Genomic DNA, 19127 nt, shown 5'->3' with positions numbered 1-19127 from the left:
ATAGTTTAGTTGGAATTTCTTCTCTGGTAGAAGGCAGATATTGAAATTGACAGGACTTAGACTCTCTTTAGAATGTCGCGAGTTCCATGAATGCTCTTGCCCCCACGGTCGGTCAGGCCGACTCGATGGTAATTAACCGACGACTTGGAGATTACGTATTGCTTCGCCGCCTCGCTGTGGGCGGGCAATCCGAGGTGTTTCTCGCGATGAAGCACGGGCCCGAGGGCTACACCAGGCCAGTTGTGATCAAGGCAATGCCGGGGAATCGCAAAGACGACGAGCGTTTTGTGCGCATGTTCTATCGCGAAGCATTCATCTCGTCGCGCTTCCATCATCCCCACGTCATCAATGTTCATGACGCACGGTTGGTAGAGGGTGAGCATTGCATGATGATGGACTTTATCTCTGGCCAGACTGTTGCGGATATCGCGCAGCGCGGCTACCAGCGAAAGAGTCCTCCCACACTCAAACAGATCGCTCAAATCGTCGCAGATGCCTGCGCTGGACTTCATTACGTCCATCATTTTCGCGACCTGGATAACCGCCATTTCTGTGTGGTTCACCGCGATATCAGCCCTCAAAACTTGATGGTTACCTATCATGGCGTGACCATGCTTTTTGACTTTGGCATCGCTAATATTCTGGGGTTCGATGAAGAAGGGGATAGTCTGACTGGCGGTAAGTTCGCCTATATGAGTCCCGAGCAGGCGATGGGGCAACCCGCCCGTCCAGCCTCTGATATTTTCAGCATGGGAATCATCCTTTACGAGCTCGCGACGGGATATCGCCTCTTTAGAAGGTCATCCCAGCCGGAAGTCTTGAAGGCGATTACCGAAGAAGAGATTCCGCTGCCACGGACTCTTCGGCCTGAGATCACGCCCTTTTTGGAAAATGTGATTATGAAGGCCCTCGATCGCGATCCGCTCCAAAGATACAAAACTGCGGGCGATATGCGCGATGACCTCAATAAGTTTCTCGATATGGTTTCGGAGCAGCAAGATATCCGGAAAGGTCTTGGAACCTACGTAGCCGCCATGTTCCGAGACGAGCGGCAGGCTGTGGCGAATACATTGCTCGAGGGCCAATCCATCGAGGAACTTGAGAAGATGGGCGAACTCACCTCAGAGGAGGAGGGGCTTGCTGAAACAACTCTTGAGTTGGCGACCCGTGAGCGAGAGTCGGGTGAGAGGCCGGTGTTTCGAGAAACGCCAGTGCCACTTCCTCCGGAGCCTCAGGATGCCGGAGACGACCTCCGAAAAGAGTTGGCCGCAATGCGAATTGGCATTGTTTTGCTCGCTGTAGTCTGCCTCTCTCTTCTCGGATACCTGATGCTAGCCTAACTCAAGAGCTCGCGAACTTTGGATTCGAACTCGGCGATGGCGGTTGGAATGCCTTCGGGCTTGCTACCGCCCGCCTGAGCGAGGGTGGGGCGTCCACCTCCTCGACCATCCACGAATGGAGCCACGGCGTTAATCAGGTCTCCAGCTTTGACCTTTTTCGACTTGAACGCCTCGTCGGTGACCAGACAAATCAAGGCAGCCTTGCCTTCGAGTTCGGTGCCCAAAAGCACGATGCCTAGCTTGAGCTTCGAGCGCAACGCATCAGCGAACGCGAGGAGTTGGTCCCTGTTCTCGACCTGAATAGCCTTTGAGATGACCGTGATGCCATCGATTTCTACGGCGTCTTTGAGAAGGTCTGCAGACTCCTGAGAGGCGAGTTTTTGCTGAAGCTTCTCGACAAGTTTCTCGAGCTCGCTTTTTTCGGCCACAAGGTTTTGAGCACGTTCCACAAGGTTATGGACATCCGCCTTGAGGACGTTTGCCACAGACTTGATTTTGTTTCTGTCGTCGGCGACCGCCAAAAGCGCGCCTTGAGATGTGACGGCCTCGATACGGCGTATACCTGCTGCAACACCAGACTCAGAAGCCAAACGAAAGAGGCGAATTTCAGACGTATTGGAGACGTGCGTGCCTCCGCAGAGTTCAACGGATCCGGGGATAGAGACGACGCGGACATTGTCCCCGTACTTCTCGCCGAAAATGGCCATGGCTCCCATCTCGCTGATGGCCCGTTCGCGGTCCACGTTTTCGAAAATCGTGACCGGCAGAGCCTTTGCGATTTCTGCGTTGACGGCATCCTCCACAGCCTTGACTTGGCTGGCTGTCAAAGGTTCCGGGTGAGAGAAGTCGAACCTCAACTTCTCTGGAGCCACCATTGAGCCGGCTTGGAAGATCGCATCGCTGACCAGCCCACGCAAAGCCGCATGCAAGAGGTGAGTGGCGGTGTGGTTGGCCATGATCAGGGAACGTTCATGTGCGTTTACTTTCGCCAGGACCTCGCCTTTGAGCGAGTCCACAGTGAAAACGCCATCTTCGAGCGTGGCTGAATGCAGGATTCCGATTGGGGCTTTCTGAGTGTCGGATACGGAAAAATGCAGATTTCCTACCTGGATTTCTCCTTTGTCCCCGACCTGGCCGCCGGACTCCGCGTAGAACGGAGTCTTTTCCAGGACCAATTCGAAGCGCTCTTCATCGATGCGCCTGAACTTCATGACACGCGTCTTCGCCTCGAGGTCCGTGTATCCGACAAACGTGCTGCTTGGGCCTTCGTGGACAGTAATCCAGTCACCGACGCCTGCCGCGTCAGCGTAAAGGTCTTTGCCACGAGACGCATTCTGGTGTTGGACCCAGAGAGCCTCGTACTCGGTCTTGTCGATGCCTAGGCCTTTTTCTTCGGCCATGATCTCGGTCAAGTCAGGAGGGAAGCCATAGGTCGCATGGAGTTCGAAGACCCGCGCTCCCGAAATCACATCTTTGGATTCGGCAGCAGCTTGCTCGAAGAGCTCGATGCCGCGGTCGATGTTGCGGAAGAAGCGCTCCTCTTCGAGCCGAATCATTTCGGAGGCACGAGACCCACCGGTCTTGAGCTCTGGGTAGACGTGGCCGTAGTTCTCCACGACCACAGCTGCAATTTGATGCAGGAACGGGCCTTCAAAGCCGAGCTCACGGCCGTAGCGCACAGCGCGTCTAAGGATACGTCGAAGCACATAGCCTCGGCCATCGTTCGAGAACTTTGCGCCGTCGCAGAGAGCAAAGGTCACGGTTCGAATATGGTCTGCAATGACCGAGAAGTTCGTGAACTTTTCTGACACGAAGAATTCTTGCCAATCGATGACTGGAGTCCCAAGCAGCTCGGCTGCTTTGGCCATCAGGGGCTTGAAGAGATCGGTGTGGAAGACGTTGTTGGTGTTGGCTTTCACCATAGCCACGCGGTCTAGGCCCATGCCCGTATCCACGCTCTTCATCGGAAGTGGCTCAAGCGACTCGTCTTCAAGTCGATTGGACTCCATAAAAACCAGATTCCAAATCTCGACAATGCGGTCCGGGTCGTAGCCATCGAGGAATTCGAAGGGGCCTTTTTCCGGCTGAAGATCGATGTGGATTTCCGTGCATGGTCCGCATGGGCCTGTGGGGCCCATCGCCCAGAAATTGTCTTTGTCTCCAAGCTTCAGAATGTGAGTTGGATCGACCTTGATCTCGTCTCTCCAGATAGCGAGGGATTCATCATCGTCGTTGTGGACGGTGACGTAGAGTCGCGCCGGATCGAGCTCGAGAACGTTCAAGCAAAAGTCCCACGCCCATTCGATCGACGCCTTCTTGTAGTAGTCGCCAAAAGACCAGTTTCCGAGCATCTCGAAGAAGGTCAGGTGGCGTCCGTCCTTTCCGACCTCATCCAGGTCGTTATGCTTGCCGCCGGCACGGATACATTTCTGGACGCTCGCTGCGCGCTTGTAGTCGCGCACTTCATTTCCTAGCAGGAGATCCTTGAATTGGTTCATTCCTGCGTTTGTGAAGAGCAGGGTGGGATCGCCCTGAGGGACAACGGGTGAACTCTCGATAACTTCGTGTTCACGTTTCTTGAAATAGTCGAGATATGCTTGTCTAATTTGGTCGGAATTCATGCATCACCTAGCGCCAATTTTTGGGACCGAGGGCATACCACCAAAGCGAGTCTAACTCAACGAATGCGGTGCCAAATGCCTATGTTTAATGTGATGGATTAGCTTTTTCCTGAGAAATTGGTTGAAATTTTTTGACCTGAATTCGATCCGCTCGCACTCTGTCCTTAACCCGCGGAGGAGATTTGATGCGAGTATTGCTGGAATTGATGACGGATGTTGCGCGTTTACTGGAAGGTATGGAGACCCTCGATCAGATCCGAGATGAGTCTCAACCCCAGATCCGAGCGCTACTCGAATCCCTGCATGTAGAAAGCGAGCGACTCTTGAATTCTCGCCCAGATCCCCAGCGTCGGGAGAAGCATTTTCAGCGCGCACTTGAAGCGATTGCACAAGAGCGCTTGGACGAGGCACGCGAGATCCTTGAGGCTGCGATAGCGGACTTCCCTGATGATTCAGAATTGCACAATCATCTTGGCCTCGTGGCGTGGGAGACTGGAGATTTTGCGGCTGCGCGAGATCACTACCGTATGGCCGTGGTGACCGCATTCCCCGCTGACGATGCTGACTGGTTTGATACTCGTCACCGACCATTCCTGAGGGCGATGGAAGGGCAGGCGCTTGCGCACTACCGTTTGGGTGAAAACGAGGAAGCGCTTGCGCTCTTCGAGTCACTTGCGGATATGAATCCTGCTGAATACGCGGGATGCCGATACCTCGCCGGTGAGGTCGCTCATTTTAGCGGCGACATCCAGAAGGCGGCTTCGTTCTACGAGCTCGTGCCTATGGAACCTGCGGTCTCTTACAACCTTGGCCTGGCGTATTTTGACCTGGGGCGAAGAGAAGATGCGGCCTTGGCGTTTCTGGCGGCTTTCGTGGGCAATCGGCATATTGTGCATCGATTGACTCGTCGCCCGGACTCACCTGAGACCTCGATGCCTGGGTACCTCGCGTCCGAAAACTATGCGGTTGAGTTTGAGGAGGCTTGTGGCGAGCTTTGGAATCGCTCAATCGGTGCGCGGGAGTTCTTAGCTCGTTGCTATGAGCATCCTCTGGTGCAGGCGCATCTTTTGAAGTGCACTGAGAATCTACTCGACGAAGTCTTGGCCCAAGGGCCTACCGTGCTTCGAGAGAATTGGTATGAGCGTATCGGAGCCTCCAAGGAAGCCAAGCCAATCGTGCGTCAGGTTCTCGACGTCATGGACGCGTAGGCCGACGCTGCCGCAAGAGCGCCGTCTCCAAGCGCCGTAGAAATACTTCTCAATATGGTGGATCTAACGTCCCCGGCAGCCCAGATGCCGGGAACACTTGTGTTCATGTTGGCGTCCACCCAGAGATAACCCTCTCTATCCACCTTTGGAGATTGACCCGTAAATATGGGAAGGTTTGGTGAGACTCCAATTCGGACAAATGCCGCATCAACCTCTACCGTTTGCGCGCCCTGTGTTGATTCCACCTGGATTTCAAGAGTTGAGTTCTCTTTGAAGCCGCTGACCTGAGTCCCATTTCGAACCTCGACGCCGAGCTCCGCTGCCCGCTTAACAAACTCGCCTCGCGCGCTGATATCGGCTCTAACGAAGACAATGACTCTAGCGCCTCCCTCGGCCAAGAGACATGCCCCTTCGAACGCTGCGTCGCCAGCGCCTATCACCGCGACCTTCCTTCCGCTGTAGGAATCCTTGTGGGCGCTGGCACTTTGAAAGACTCGTGAATCGAGGAGTTCTGCTTCGCCCGGCACATCGAGCAACCTCTTTGAGGTCCCGGTGGCGATTATGACCCCAGCAACCTCTTGAGCTGATGTTGTGCCGTCCTGGGTGTATTGCAGGGTCACAGGTCCGTCTGAGCTGCAGATCTCCTCTAAACAACCGACGTTCATGCGTGTGCTGAGTTTTCTCGAAAGCACTTCAAGCTCGCTAGTAATTTTGCGCGGGTCTTCATGGGGTTGGATGGGTAAGTCTAGAACTTGGTTGAATGTCTTCCGGACCATTCCGCCCACAAGTTTGGTCTCGTTTAGCCAAAAAACTTCCACCCCAAACTTTTCTAACCAGAGTATCGCCGAAACGGCGGCAGGGCCGCCACCAATAACCCCAACCTTCACGTGGAAGACCTTTGAGCTAGCTGATTAAGGACGCTTTCGCGTTCCGGGCCACCGCTCAGCTCTCCGGTGGATGCAAATGACGTAAACTTGGCGATGGTGTCTCGCCTCATTTCTACGCACATCTGACGCGCTTGACAGCGAATCAGCAGGCCTTTGGGGGAGAGTGCGTCTTGCAAGATATCGGCGAGCTCTTGGACCAATCTCTCCTGCACCTGAGGCTTACGGCTTACGTATTCTACGGCGCGCAAAAAGCCGCCGAATCCGGCGAGTCGAGCGTCAGGGATGTAGGCGATATCAATCGTGCCGAAAAATGGCAGCATGTGGTGAACACACATGCTGCGAAACTCGATGTGCTCCACGATTACCGTCTCGTGGTTTTGAGCCGGAAAGGTCGAGAGTTGAGGAGGGTCAAGTTTGGCCGATGCTGTGAGGTCGGCGAGGAGTTCAGAGACACGTCGAGGAGTTTCGGCCAGTTCAGGGTCTTTCTCGGCGCTCAGCCCAAGGGCCTCAAGGAAGTCTTGGAAATGTCGCTCAGGGGTAGTCAAATCTTGTCCTAAACCAAAGAGCCCTGTTTGGAGGGTAGGGCTATGCCTAAGTGCTCGAACGCCTGCCGAGTCGCCACACGGCCACGTGGAGTACGTTGGATGAATCCCAACTGCAAAAGGAACGGTTCCACCACTTCTTCGATGGTGTCTTTTTCCTCTCCGATCGCGGCGGCTAGAGTGTCGAGTCCTGCAGGACCACCGTCGAATTTGGAGACCAGCGCATCCAGATAAAGTCTGTCGAGATAATCAAACCCGAGTGAATCCACGGCGAGTTTCGAGAGTGCGTAGGCGGCTAATTCTTGGTCAATAGTCTTCGACTGATGAACGAGCGCATAATCTCCAACCCGTCGAAGCAGGCGGTTCGCTATCCTCGGCGTACCCCTTGAGCGTCGCGCGATCTCGGATGCCCCCTCAATGGTGAGATTCATGTTCAAGATGGCTGCGGAACGACTGACGATTCGCGTCAGGTCTTCATGAGTGTAGTAGTCGAGTCGAGTGACGAGGCCAAAACGGTCTCGAAGAGGTGCTGAGACCAGTCCTGCGCGCGTAGTGGCGCCAACGAGGGTGAACCTCGGCAGATTGAGCTTCATCGAACGCGCCGCCGCACCTTCACCAATGACAATGTCAAAGTAGAAATCCTCCATCGCAGGGTAGAGGTTTTCTTCCACCACCGTGTTGAGTCGATGGCATTCGTCGATAAAGAGCACGTCACCTTCTTCAAGACTGCTGAGAATGCCGGCGAGGTCGCCCTTGCGTTCGAGCGACGGGCCACTGGTCAGGTGCATCGTGACGCCAAGTTCACGCGAGATAATATGACCTAGCGTGGTCTTTCCTAGCCCCGGAGGTCCAGAGAACAAGATGTGGTCGAGAGCTTGGCCCCGAATCTTTGCCGCCTGCACCATGACGTTCAGGTTTTCACGGATCGAAACCTGGCCCACGAACTCATCGAGACCTAGCGGCCTCAGGCTCTGTTCAAATTCCTCCTCGGCCCCGCCGAGTTGAGTGTGTTCAATGTTTGAGTTTCTGGACATCTTATTGAAGGAGCTTCAGAGCTTGTCGAATCAACGGCTCAATACTGTTCATATCTTCAGGTATTGGACTGAGTTTGTCGACCACATCATCGACCAAAAGAGGCTTATAGCCCAAATTCAACAAAGCCGACTTGAGGTCGTCCTCGAGCCGGGAGGCCGCCGCCTTGGGTTTTGGCGCCACGTTATCTTCGGGTGCCCAATTTTGCAGTGACCCTTTGAGTTCCAAGATGAGCCGTTGTGCGGTCTTCTTTCCTACGCCACTGACCTTGGTCAGCCGTTGTACATTCTCGGACTGCACCGTTTGTAGGATTTCATTGACGTCCATATCGCTAAGTATGGCGCTTGCGAGCTTGGGTCCGACACCGGAAATCGCGATGATTTTTAGGAAAATCTCGCGTTCGGTTTGGTTGGCGAACCCGTAGAGCAAGAATGCATCCTCACGAACCACGGTGTGAATGATGAGGGTCGAGCGGCCATCTTCAAGGCGTTTGGCTCGCTGGGCTGTGCCGATCGGGCAATGCACCAGATAGCCGACCCCATTTACATCGACCACAAAATGGTCCAGGGCCTCGTCGGTGATATGTCCTGTTAGACGTGCAATCAAGGGTTAGCTCCGGTTTGGCGATTCCAGCTTTTGTTTGAAGCCGATGAGCTGGCAATGGCACAACGCAACGGCGAGCGCATCAGCAGCGTCCTCGCTGATATTGGCCTCATCAGGCAGTTTTAGGAGCCTTCGGATCATAATGTCAACGGAAGCCTTCGAGGCTCTACCGTGTCCAGTGACATTGTTTTTCACTTCCGCAGGGGAGTACTCGGTAGGAGAGAGGCCGCGGTGTTCTAAGACCAGCAACGCTACACCGCGTGCTTGACCGAGTTTGATGGTGGATGAGACGTTTTTGGCCGCAAAGATGGACTCGATCGCTGAGTGCTCCGGCAGATACTCGGCGATGACATCGTCGAGGCCCGCGTAGATCAGGCTTAGTCTGGCTCCGAAACTCAGCGTGCGCGCTGATGCGTTGATGCGTCCGCTGGCCACGTGCTTCAACTCTTGGCCAACTTTTTCCACCACACCGAACCCGGTGTAGCGGCTTCCAGGGTCAATTCCAATCACGCGCATGACGTCCCCTAGACCAGAATCATAAGGGTGATTCCAGCAACGATGACGAGGATCATGAGCGCGATCATACTCTTGAGTTTTCGGCTGTGGATGTTCGGCTTCTCGAACTCCTCAACATCTGCATCGGTGATGCGAAATGGGCGGTGAGTGCCTTGCTTGACGCCCTCGAGCTGCTTACTCAGTAGCGTTTCCGCCCGTTTTTCATCTTCCGACTTTTCAGGCTGTGCCTGTTGAAACTCGCCTGTTGTCGAAGGGTTTGGATTGAACTGTCCTGAACCGGTGGGCTGGAAGCCGGTGGTTGTCGGAGGTTGAAACGGGCTAGCTGCCGGCGGTGGGGACTGAAATGCTCCAGAGCCGCCCGAGGCAAACCCGAAGGGCTGGTTTCCAGTGGTGGACGGTTGAGGCGCAGCTGAAAAATTACCCTGAGCGCCGAGACTATTGAATCCAGATTGGGCGGGCTTTTGCTCTTTCTGCGGCGGCCTAATAGGGATTTTCGCCACGGGTATTGCGCTGGGTTGAACTCGGCTAACGGGCTCTGTTGGAGGAGGGCTAAGTCGATCCGTATGGTCAAAACCGTCGTCGAAATTCAACGCATCCGCCGGAAGGCGACCGGTCTCGGCATCTTCATAGTCGAACTCATCTTCATGAGAGATGGGTTCCAAAGGTGCGAGTTCCGCCGTCTCGATCTTCACCGGAATTGGCTCAAATTCTACTTTGATCTCTCGTGGTTCAACGGCCGCGATACCGCTTTCATCAGGGCTTTTGTAGAGCTCCGTAAATTTGGATAGCGTGACAATTCTCGGTGCACTCGGATCACGGGCGAGTGCTTGAAGTTGCGAGGTCGGCTCTAAATCATGACCCATGGGGATCTGCAGCTCACCGGTCTTCTCGACGGCTTGCGCAAGATCCTCCGCTACGAGCTGTACGCGGCCTTGTTCATCTAGGGCGTGTTCAATGGAACGCTCGGGACGTTTGGCCGGCGAACTTCGGTCAGCGCTTATGTTTGAAGGCAGCTCGGGCTCGATTCCAAGACGTTGGAAAACGCTTTGGAAATAGACCGAGCAATGAGACTTTGAGAAGTGGGGGGCCACTCGCGAGAGATAGATTGAGAGGTCGTGCTGCATCTCAAGCGCGCTTGGGTAGCGCTTATCAGGATGCAAGGCCAATGATTTTGCGACGATCTTCTGCAAGTCGTCCGGTATATCCGAGCGCAGCTCAGAGGGATGAGGAACACGAGCGTATTTGATTCGCTCTAAAAACTCCGCGGGTGAGACCTGCGTCTCGTCGTAGGCCGGTGAGCCGGTAATCAGCTCGTAGAGGATCAAACCAGCGGCGAAGATATCACTGCGAGCGTCTTGGAGGTTCCCGGTCGCGTATTCGGGAGCCATATATTTGAGCTTCCCTTTGATGATACCGGTCTTGGTTTCCACTCGGTCTTTGCCACGAGCTTTTGCAACGCCGAAATCGATGAGTTTTACATCTCCATCCATACCGATAAGAACGTTTTGAGGCGATACATCGCGGTGAATGAGGTTCAGCGGCTGGCCATCTGCCCCAACTTGAGAGTGTAAGTAATGCAGGCCCGCACAAATCTCCCGCGTGACGTACGCTGCAATCTCCAACGCGAGCATTCCACGCGCGTGACGAAGTTTGTCGACTAAGACGCTGAGGTCATGGCCGCGCACGTATTCCATCACCATGAACATTCGGTTCTGGTCGCGGTCGAGGTCCAAGACCGTGATGATATTGTCATGGCGAAGCTGCGAGGTGAGCCGCGCCTCGTCGATCATCAGCTTTTCTTGGTCTTCATCGCCGATGTGGTGCGGCAGGATCGCCTTCAAAGCGTAGAACTTCTCAAACCCACCGAGTCCGCCCGTTTTCTTAGCAAGATACAACTCGGCCATGCCACCGACGGCGATACGCCTCAGCAAAGTGTAGGGGCCAAGTGTTTTGAGCTGACTCATCTCTACCGCATCGAACTAATCACACTAGATTGTACCGACTTCGGCCAATTGTGCACGTATCAATTAAAAGGCCCGCCGCGTCCTAGAGAAAATCGCGACAATCGAGCTTCGAGCCGGATTTGTGACTCGCGTCATTCATCAAGTCGAAGATGACCTTCGCGATTTCTTCGGCACTGGGCAAGGTTTTGGGGTCTTCATCTGGGTAGGCTTCCGCGCGCATATCTGTGGCCGTTCCACCCGGATTTAATGAGAGCACGCGTACTTGCGGCATCTCTTCGGCAATGGTGTCGGCCAATCCCTCAAGTGCGTGTTTGGAGGCAGAATAAGGCCCCCAGCCTGCACGTCCACGGCGGCCTACAGATGAAGAGAGGAGCAAGAGTTGGGCGGCGCCGGTAAATCGCGGGCCCGCTGCCTTGATGACGTGAAAGGTTCCTAAGACGTTGACGTCTAGAACTGTACGCATTTCTTCGGTTGAAACATCACTTAGCTCAGCCCTGGGCCCGAGCATGGCGGCACAATGGACAACGGCATCAAGGCCGCCATGGGTTCTCGCGAACTCGTCGATCGAAGCCTCGACACTTGAAAGGTCCGTGATATCAACGCCTGTGGAGCGAGACCCTCCACCGACAATCCATCCCTGTGATTCCAAAAGTTGATAGAGCGCACTCCCGATTCCTCGAGAGTGGCCAGATATCCAGGCGCGTTTTTTCAAAGGACAGTTTCGTCAGAGTTGAGGGTCATGGGCCATCGAATGCTCAGATAGGTCGGGTTTCGTTTGCCGTAATGTCGACGCATGGCGCCGCGAAACTCCCAGAGCGCAGAACCGATGACACCAAAGGCGTTCGAGCGTTGTGTGGCGTAGCGTTGATAATTCTTAAACGCTTCGCTCTCGTCCTTATTTTCTTTGAGCGCTTTTCCGACAAGGCGCTGCAACTTTTCGGACATGACGCCAGCGTCTTCGATATCAGCCTTGTGTTCATCAAGATACGCGATCATCTCTTCGACATAGCCAAGCAACGCCTCTTCGTCCCAGTGTCGGACGCGGACGTTTGGATATCCGACGGCGTTTTGTCTCACCAACGCACGCTGCGCCGCGAGGTATTCGTTGGCCATGTGCTTCCAAACGATTTTGTCCTCTTGAGACTCCTTTTGCCACTGAAGCCAATGGAGGTCAGAGGCTTTTACGGCGTCCTCGAACTGCTTTTTCGCGCGCTCAAGGCGAGGATGATAGAAGCGGATGAACTCCAGGTCTTGGTGTTCTTCACAAAACTTGAGTGCCTCTTTTAAGCACGTTTCGATTTCGATGACATTTGCGTTGGCCACGGGCGTCTCCTGCGCTGAGCGTCAAGGGTTTTGCCTTAAATAGATGTTTGATGTCAACGGGCGTTGCACGTTAGCGGCCCGGATTTGCTCGACCGTCGATGGACTCGAGGCACTCGACCACTGCGCGTGCGGCTTCACGGATGTTTTCTTCGGATCCGCCAAGGTACAAGCGCCCGTAAGCACCGATCGACATCATCTCAAGCAGATTGATTGGACTCGCCTTTTCAGCCTCATTGGCCGCGATCATCGCATAGCCTGCTGGGTGACACTCCATCACGTAGAGCGTCTCACCTTCGGCGAGCAAATCACCGTGTCGCATACGGTTGATGAGCATGGATTGGTGGCCCGCAACGCCAGTAATCATCTCGTTTGTGAGGATTCTAGGCTTGAGTCGGTCGGACTCTTGGATTCCGTAATATTGCAGAATCGCGTCACCGGCAGCTCGCACTTGACCTTGGTCAAAGTGGTGGACTTCCAAAACACCAAAGGCTCTCTCAACCACCTGCATTCCCGGCTCTACGGAGGTGGCTTTAAGGCAAACATCGGTCACCTGATTGATCGAGATTCCGGGCGCGACTTCGACGAAGAGTGCTGCCTGGCTCTCAAGGGGTTGATAGCCAGCAGACACGGTCTGGAGGAAGCCAGCGAGCTTGGGCTGCAGAATGTCGATGTAGGTAAATGTTCGTAAATCGATCATGTGTTGAGTCCTAACAACTGTTTTGTGGGTCTTCTAGCAGTGATTTTTGTGAATGTCGATCCACGGTTGAATCCAGAAGGGCCCAAAGAGTAGAAGTAGCGGCGGAGGTGTTCCATGTCGATTCGTCAGAAAATTGAAGAGCTCAAGACTAAGTTGAACTTTGTGGAGCCGGCGGAGCTCCCAGGTGGTCGTTTGGTCATCGATATTCGAGAGCAAGACGAGACTGCCGACGGAGTGATTCCAGGAGCTCTTATCATTCCTAAAGGGGTGATTGAGATGCGAATCGAGGCACATGCCCCCGCAAACGCCGCGATTGCGCTCTATTGCGCGACAGATGCCAGATCTACATTGGCTGCGCTTTCGTTGAAGGAACTCGGCTACACCAATGTCTCGGTCCTGCAAGGTGGGTTTTCTCGATGGAAATCAGAAGGACGCGAGATTGAGATTCCGGTGCAGCTAGGGGCCGATGAACGCGTGAGGTATTCGCGCCATTTGCGCATCCCCGAGGTAGGGGAGGCGGGGCAGGCTAAGCTGAGATCCGCCCGTATTCTCATGCTTGGTGCTGGCGGACTCGGTTCCCCGGCCGGGCTTTACCTCGCCGCAGCGGGCGTTGGGTGTTTGGGTGTTATCGATTCAGACATCGTGGATAAGTCCAACCTTCAGCGCCAGGTGATTCACAACGAGTCTAGGCTCGGCATGCGCAAAGTTGATTCTGCCGAAGTCGCGATTCGAGCGCTAAATTCTGACGTGAAGGTGGAGAAGTTTCAGACGCGTCTCGACGGCGCGAACGTGGCGGAGATTCTAGGTCTCGGCTGGGATGCCATCCTCGATGGAGGCGATAATTTCTCCACGCGCTACATTTTGAATGATGCTGCCGTCAGTCATCGAATCCCGTTGATACACGGGTCGGTCTATCGGTTCGAGGGGCAGGCAACGACTTTCATTCCAGGGAAGGGGCCGTGCTACCGTTGTCTCTATCCCGAGCCACCACCGCCTGAGTTGGCGCCTTCATGTCAGGAGGCCGGGGTTCTGGGTGTTGTTCCGGGCGTGGTGGGGCTACTTCAGGCTCTGGAGGCGTTGAAGCTCGTCGTTGGATTTGGGGAGCCTTTGATAGGGCGTCTACTGATGTTCGACGCCAAGACCACGAGGCTTCGTGAAGTGAAAATCGGGCGTGATCCAGAATGCCCGGTGTGTGCGTCTATTCACTGAGAAATTCTTCCGCGTCCTCAAAGGCCGATTTGATTCCTTCAACGTCAAGCCTTCGCTCAATCATTGTGATGGTGTCTTGGATCTCGGTTTCGAGCGCAGGATTGATCCGTTGAAACTCGCGTAACTCGTCGATGAGCGCCGGATCTTGGAAGAAGGCGAGTGCGCGAAGCGCTGAGAGTTGATGGTCTTTGTCCTCAAGCAGTTCAAAGAGGAATTTACGCGCCTGAGGCGTGCCGTGACGACCGATGGAGAGAATCGCTCGGGTGCGAAGGTTGTCTTGTCGCTTCTCGTCGAGTTCCTCGAATTTTGCGTCCACCACTCGAGTCAACGCACCAAAGGATTCATTGCCTGGGGTGGTTCCAAGCGCGTCTACGATGTGCCGCTTTGTCAGGAAGGGTACGGCGGGTGCAGAAATCACACTGCTCGCCACCGATACATTGATGGGACGGTCGGCTCGGCGAATGGCGTCGGCTGCTCGTGTCGCGCTCGCCGATGCGGGTTCGTCCAAAAGCTCTTCTTCGAGCACACTCATCGCGGTGGCGCTTCCAATTGTGGCGAGCGCAGCGAACGCCGCGGTTTGTGCCTCCGGCCATCGGTCCTGGTCTACAAAATCCAAGATCGCAGCTTGCGAAAAGCTCAGGTCTTCTCGTTTTGAAAGCGAGACAATTGCCTCAATCCGCACGTCCGGCGAGGGATCGCTAAGAGCCTCTTCAAGCGCGACCCGTGCTTCTCGTTGGGTGTAGTGCCCTAACGAGGATGCCGCTTCTCGTCTCTCCAAGGGGTTCTGGGCAGACTTCAAGATTTTGATTAGTTCGTCCAATCCACCCGATGGGGCGATATGCTTCAGGGTGGTCAAAATGAGCATTCGTTGTCGGGGGCTTGTCTCGGAGCGATTCAACTCTTGAGTCAAAACTTCGGAGCCGGGGACATGACTGGGTGCTGCATAATACTTCTTGCGAGCGATAGAGTAGGTTGCCTGGAAGGCATCATTTCGAGCTTCAGCGTCTTTGCTCGTAGCGATGAAGCGGAATAGTTCCGGCAATACTTCTTCTCCGCCTCGAACGACCGCTCGAATTCTCTCTTGCCTCAGCTGCTTGTCGTCTTCACCGAGGTTTTCAATCAGGTTCCGAATGTCTACCACGGTGCCAACCCGTCCAATCATTCGAATGAGATCGATCCGTTTCTCCGGCCCCAGCTCTGACGGTGGCAAAGACGAAAGGTAGTTCCTCGACATTTCCGCATTGGCGACCATGGAGCGTTTGACCTGTGGGTAGGCAGAATGGTCGGCGGGTAGCGTTCTAAAGAGCGCGAAGAGAATCGGAACCGCCTCTTCGGCAGGCAGATAGCGCAAGAGCGGCGCGACGAGGGCGATATCCTCAGCGTTTCCCGGAGAGATGACTGAGTCTAGAACTTTAGCGAGCTCGGGACCGATAGGTGAGGTGAGCTGGGCGAGTCGCCTGGTGTTGCCGGGGTCGTCTTGTTTCAGGAGCATTTCGACCACAACGAGAGCGGCCACGTCTGCTGGGATGCCGTGAAGCTCAGTCATCGGCGTCGCTTCAGCGATCGCGATAGTCCGCGAGCTCGATGGGTCGCTCCGATCGAGTGCCGGGTATGTCTCCAGAACGAGTAAGCTCAGGCAGCGCGACCTCACGGATTCGGGCAATCGAATCTGGACTCCGCCGAGGTTCGTCAGCGTGTCGTAGTCCACCTCGGGTAGGTTCGCGATGAACCCGCCGGAGTCCGTGGAAATGAGCAATTTCTTGGGGCGCATATGCTTTCGAAATTCGCTCTCCGAGGCGCCGTGTCCCGGAAAAATTCTCAGCCCTTTGAGTTTGAGGGCAGGATTGAGTCTGGCGGTGATGAACTGGCCGCGATTTTCCCCGGGGCGCCCGCTGATCCACGCTGTGCTTCCGTTTAGGTCACCGACTTCGGTGGGGCGAATCGCCGTGACCGAATCGTCTGGATTGCGCTGGTTCGAGCTCGCAGCGTACCACAAGGAGTAGTTATAGGGTTCGAGCTCAAATGGGGCGTCGGGTACGAGGGTGTTGGCCTCAGTTGTGGCGTTTGACTCGATGAGGTCAGTGTCGACGGCGCTCGAAAAGGTCAGGCTCGTAGGGATGAAGCGTTGATAGCCCGCGTTCAAGGAGGGTGCGGCGCAGAAAGCCCCTGCATCTTGGGTTCTGCGAATGAGCTCGCCGTTGTCGCTCCATTCCAGACGAATCCCGCCGTCCAAAAGGGAATAACGAGTTTGTGTGACAAGTGTCCACGAGCGTCCTCGCTGCGCAAAGAGCGCTTGGAATGAGCTCGCGGAGCCGGGGGCGTCTCGACCGGTGGCCGGAATTGCTTCGAAAAGTAAGACACTGACGCCGCCGAGCGAGCGCAGCTCAACGTCGTAATCGTAGTAGGGTGCACCGGCCCATTCCGGAAACTGCGCAGATGCGGCTTCTCGAGCCGAAGAGCCAACGAGTAGGCGAGCTTGCCAACCCGATTCCCTGGGAATGCGCTGAAGTGTGACCTCGATTGACGGACGCACACCGTCGAAACTCTCGGAAAAACGGGTTTCCTGAGCCAGGACGCTCGACGGGAGGAGCCAAATGAGGGCTAGAAGAACGATGAGTTTCAACGGCCTTCACCGGGTCTTGGTTTGTTTCCGCTACGCCGGAACTCCTGATAGTCCTGCAGGATACGGGCGTGGTCGAAGCAGAGAGCAGGCAGCTCGTTGAAGCCAAAAAATCGCACGTCTCGTGCGTCATCTCTGGCTTTCATTTCGTCGAGCGGCGTAAGCGATTTGGCGAGGAAAACCACGCTGAGATTGTGTTGTCGCGGGTCTCGCGATGGGTTTGAGTAGACGTAGAAGAGGTCTAAGAGTTCGACTTCGAGCGAGGTTTCTTCTACAGCTTCTCGTTGTGCTGCGGACTCTACGCTCTCGCCATAGTCTACAAATCCACCGGGCAAGGCCCAGCCAAGAGGCTCATTGTTGCGCTCGATGAGAAGGACTTTCCCATTATTCTCAATGATCACATCCACGGTGGGATAGGGATTCTTGTACACGTCACGCCTCGTTTGACATTGCAGCGACCCACACTCTACCTTGCCGCTGAGCACAAACTCAAGAGAGCACACAATGCTTTTACACTCACGCGAAATTATTTTGGCAAGCGGCTCGCCGCGCCGCAGGGAGATGATGGAACAGATGGGCTTCAAAGTGCATGTGCGTCCGTCCGATATCCCTGAAATTCCGGACGAAAACGAAGGTCCAATGGCCTACACACGGCGGCTTTGCGAGGAAAAGGCTCGCAGCGTTTCGAGCAATTTGGACTCGGATCTCTGGGTGCTTGCAGCAGATACGGTCGTGGTACAAGACGAAAAAATCTTGGAGAAACCAGGCGATTTTGAGCACGCGGTGTCGATGCTGAAATTGCTTTCGGGGCGATGGCACGAGGTTATCACGAGCTTTTGCTGGAATCGTGCGGATGTACTGAGAGTTGAAAGTGTGACAACGCGCGTCAAGTTCTGGGACTTAGACGCAAAGACCATCGCTGATTATGTGAACTCGGGTGAGCCAATGGATAAGGCCGGAGCCTATGGAATTCAGGGGCTCGGTGGGCTTCTTGTGGAAGAGATCGAAGGCAGTTTTCATAGCGTGGTTGGGCTTCCAATTTCGCATGTCGTTAGAATGTTGAATGCGCTGGAGAGTGAGTCGAAATGAAGAATCGCAAAGACGAGCTGGTGGCGAATTTGGAGGAAGTTCGGGGTCGGATCTCTGAAGCTGCAAGCCGAGCAGGGCGAAGCCCGGATGAGATTACCCTGATCGCGGTGTCTAAGACGATGCCTGTGGCCGATATTCTGGCCCTATGGGAAGTGGGGCAGCGCGATTTTGGCGAAAACTATGTGCAAGAGTGGCGAGATAAGGTCGATGAGTTGCCAGATAGTATTCGGTGGCACTACATCGGTGGGCTACAGAGTAATAAGGCGAAATACCTCGCGAATCGGGTAACCCTGATTCATTCCATCGACTCGAAATCGGCAGTCAAAGAGCTTATTAAGCGAAGTGAGGTCGCGCCGGAGATTCTGGTTCAGGTCAACACCGGAAATGATGAGGCTAAGGGAGGCATTGAACCAGACGCAGCTCTGGAGTTCGTGACGCAGGCGAGCGAGATAGGGGCTAGGGTGCGCGGCTTTATGACGATTCCGCCCTTTGATCGCGAGGCGATACCCTATTTTCGAGAGATGAAAGGGCTCTTCGATTCCGCGCGCAAAGAGATGCCGGAGCTCGATATTCTCTCGATGGGTATGACCTCAGATTTTGAGACGGCAATTGAACTTGGTGCTACTCATATTCGGGTCGGGACCGCAATTTTTGGCAAACGAGGTTAAGTATGTCGATAGAATATTGGATGGTCGGCTGCGGAAATATGGGGAGTGCGCTTGTCGAAGGTGCGCTCAAGGCCGGCGCGCATTGTGTGGTGCGGAGCCGGAGCCGGGACAAGATAGACCGACTCGTGAGCCTGGGAGCGAGCGAGACGTCAAAAGGTGGGCCGCGCGTGGTGGTCTTTGCGGTCAAGCCCTATCAGCTGGAAGCTGTTTTTTCCGAGTTTGAGTTTCAGGAGGGCGACATCGTTGTTTCGGTGGCTGCTGGAGTCCGGCTTGAGTCGCTTAAGGCGTGGCTTCCAAAAAAATGGCAAGGGCTTAAGGTGGTAAGAGCCATGCCCAATACCCCGGCGCTCGTGGGGAAAGGCATGACCGGACTCTTCTCAGACTCAGTTTCTGATGAAGTCGTGGCGTTCTTCGAGATGTCGGGGGAGGTCGTGGTGCTCTCAGGTGAGTCAGAGTTTGATGCGTTGACCGCCCTCAGTGGGAGTGGGCCCGCGTATATTTTTATTGCGATGCAGGCCTTGGCCGACGGGGGCGTGCAGATGGGGCTCTCACGAGACGTGGCGACCAAGCTCGCTATTGGAACCGTGCTGGGGGCAGCGGAGCTCGCGAGCCAGACAGGTACTCATTTTGAAGTCTTGAAAGACAGGGTTGCAAGTCCTGGTGGAACCACGATCGCCGCGTGCGCTGAGCTCGAAAAGCTTGGGTTTCGCCATGCGCTCAATCGTGCCGTAGTTGTCGCAGCAGAACACTCGAAGTCCATGGCAGAAAAATTGTCCTGAGAGTCTCTTGCGTTACAATGACGTCGGAT

Annotated in this window: 18 protein-coding genes; 6 read left to right on the top strand and 12 right to left on the bottom strand. The window is 54.9% G+C overall.

Annotated features, from left to right (window positions below; all coding sequences use genetic code 11):
* Positions 1-86 precede the first annotated feature (86 nt).
* Complete coding sequence (locus FRD01_RS02860; RefSeq protein ID WP_146957468.1) at positions 87-1340, top strand: serine/threonine-protein kinase; 1254 nt, start codon at positions 87-89, stop codon at positions 1338-1340.
* Here FRD01_RS02860 and alaS read toward each other — a convergent pair.
* Entirely contained in the window at positions 1337-3961 is a 2625-nt protein-coding gene (gene alaS, locus FRD01_RS02855) for an alanine--tRNA ligase (RefSeq protein ID WP_146957466.1), read from the bottom strand. The genes FRD01_RS02860 and alaS overlap by 4 nt on opposite strands.
* 185 nt (positions 3962-4146) lie before the next feature.
* Here alaS and FRD01_RS02850 point away from each other — a divergent pair, with 185 nt between their 5' ends.
* Positions 4147-5169, top strand: coding sequence for a tetratricopeptide repeat protein (locus tag FRD01_RS02850; protein WP_146957464.1), 1023 nt, complete (start codon positions 4147-4149; stop codon positions 5167-5169).
* Here FRD01_RS02850 and FRD01_RS02845 read toward each other — a convergent pair.
* From FRD01_RS02845 to FRD01_RS02805, 9 genes are all read right to left on the bottom strand, one after another.
* On the bottom strand, positions 5142-6056 hold the full coding sequence (locus tag FRD01_RS02845) for an NAD(P)/FAD-dependent oxidoreductase (RefSeq protein ID WP_146957462.1): 915 nt from the start codon (positions 6054-6056) through the stop codon (positions 5142-5144). The two genes, FRD01_RS02850 and FRD01_RS02845, sit on opposite strands and share 28 nt — an antisense overlap.
* Positions 6053-6601 (bottom strand): GTP cyclohydrolase I, encoded by a 549-nt coding sequence (folE, locus tag FRD01_RS02840; RefSeq protein WP_249755950.1) that lies wholly within the window; start codon positions 6599-6601, stop codon positions 6053-6055. The genes FRD01_RS02845 and folE overlap by 4 nt, the downstream gene beginning before the upstream one ends.
* Before the next feature lie 8 nt (positions 6602-6609).
* Positions 6610-7632: a Holliday junction branch migration DNA helicase RuvB gene (gene ruvB, locus FRD01_RS02835; RefSeq protein ID WP_146957458.1), complete on the bottom strand. Its 1023-nt coding sequence runs from the start codon at positions 7630-7632 to the stop codon at positions 6610-6612.
* Position 7633: 1 nt separating this feature from the next.
* Positions 7634-8236: a Holliday junction branch migration protein RuvA gene (ruvA, locus tag FRD01_RS02830; RefSeq protein ID WP_146957457.1), complete on the bottom strand. Its 603-nt coding sequence runs from the start codon at positions 8234-8236 to the stop codon at positions 7634-7636.
* 3 nt (positions 8237-8239) lie between these two features.
* Positions 8240-8749 carry a crossover junction endodeoxyribonuclease RuvC gene (ruvC, locus tag FRD01_RS02825; protein ID WP_146957455.1) on the bottom strand — a complete coding sequence of 170 codons (510 nt, stop codon included), beginning with the start codon at positions 8747-8749 and terminating at the stop codon, positions 8240-8242.
* A gap of 8 nt (positions 8750-8757) precedes the next feature.
* Positions 8758-10713 (bottom strand): serine/threonine protein kinase, encoded by a 1956-nt coding sequence (locus tag FRD01_RS02820; protein ID WP_146957453.1) that lies wholly within the window; start codon positions 10711-10713, stop codon positions 8758-8760.
* A gap of 82 nt (positions 10714-10795) precedes the next feature.
* Positions 10796-11425 (bottom strand): SDR family NAD(P)-dependent oxidoreductase, encoded by a 630-nt coding sequence (locus FRD01_RS02815; protein ID WP_146957451.1) that lies wholly within the window; start codon positions 11423-11425, stop codon positions 10796-10798.
* Positions 11422-12036 carry a hypothetical protein gene (locus tag FRD01_RS02810; protein ID WP_146957450.1) on the bottom strand — a complete coding sequence of 205 codons (615 nt, stop codon included), beginning with the start codon at positions 12034-12036 and terminating at the stop codon, positions 11422-11424. Before FRD01_RS02810 ends, FRD01_RS02815 begins: the two co-directional genes overlap by 4 nt.
* A 70-nt stretch (positions 12037-12106) precedes the next feature.
* Positions 12107-12733 carry a hypothetical protein gene (locus FRD01_RS02805; RefSeq protein ID WP_146957448.1) on the bottom strand — a complete coding sequence of 209 codons (627 nt, stop codon included), beginning with the start codon at positions 12731-12733 and terminating at the stop codon, positions 12107-12109.
* Between the two features lie 114 nt (positions 12734-12847).
* On the opposite strand from FRD01_RS02805, the gene moeB reads away from it, so the two are divergent.
* Positions 12848-13942, top strand: a complete 1095-nt coding sequence (moeB, locus tag FRD01_RS02800) for a molybdopterin-synthase adenylyltransferase MoeB (protein WP_146957446.1) — start codon at positions 12848-12850, stop codon at positions 13940-13942.
* On the opposite strand, the gene FRD01_RS02795 is transcribed toward moeB, so the two are convergent.
* Entirely contained in the window at positions 13932-16565 is a 2634-nt protein-coding gene (locus tag FRD01_RS02795) for a HEAT repeat domain-containing protein (RefSeq protein WP_146957444.1), read from the bottom strand. The genes moeB and FRD01_RS02795 overlap by 11 nt on opposite strands.
* On the bottom strand, positions 16562-16993 hold the full coding sequence (locus tag FRD01_RS02790; RefSeq protein WP_146957442.1) for an NUDIX domain-containing protein: 432 nt from the start codon (positions 16991-16993) through the stop codon (positions 16562-16564). Before FRD01_RS02790 ends, FRD01_RS02795 begins: the two co-directional genes overlap by 4 nt.
* A 73-nt stretch (positions 16994-17066) precedes the next feature.
* Here FRD01_RS02790 and FRD01_RS02785 point away from each other — a divergent pair, with 73 nt between their 5' ends.
* Genes FRD01_RS02785 through proC form a run of 3 tightly spaced genes read left to right on the top strand, consistent with a single transcriptional unit; the run spans position 17067 to position 19098 of the window.
* Positions 17067-17651, top strand: a complete 585-nt coding sequence (locus tag FRD01_RS02785; protein ID WP_249755949.1) for a Maf family protein — start codon at positions 17067-17069, stop codon at positions 17649-17651.
* The gene (locus FRD01_RS02780) at positions 17648-18319 is read left to right on the top strand and encodes a YggS family pyridoxal phosphate-dependent enzyme (RefSeq protein ID WP_146957441.1); all 672 of its coding nucleotides are present in this window, start codon (positions 17648-17650) and stop codon (positions 18317-18319) included. Before FRD01_RS02785 ends, FRD01_RS02780 begins: the two co-directional genes overlap by 4 nt.
* 2 nt (positions 18320-18321) lie before the next feature.
* Positions 18322-19098, top strand: a complete 777-nt coding sequence (gene proC, locus FRD01_RS02775; protein ID WP_146957439.1) for a pyrroline-5-carboxylate reductase — start codon at positions 18322-18324, stop codon at positions 19096-19098.
* Positions 19099-19127 lie beyond the last annotated feature (29 nt).

It is taken from the genome of Microvenator marinus (assembly GCF_007993755.1).
Lineage (GTDB): Bacteria > Myxococcota_A > Bradymonadia > Bradymonadales > Bradymonadaceae > Allomicrovenator > Allomicrovenator marinus.
The sequence above is the reverse complement of the archived record's forward strand: the minus strand, read 5'-3'. Positions and strand labels throughout refer to the sequence as shown.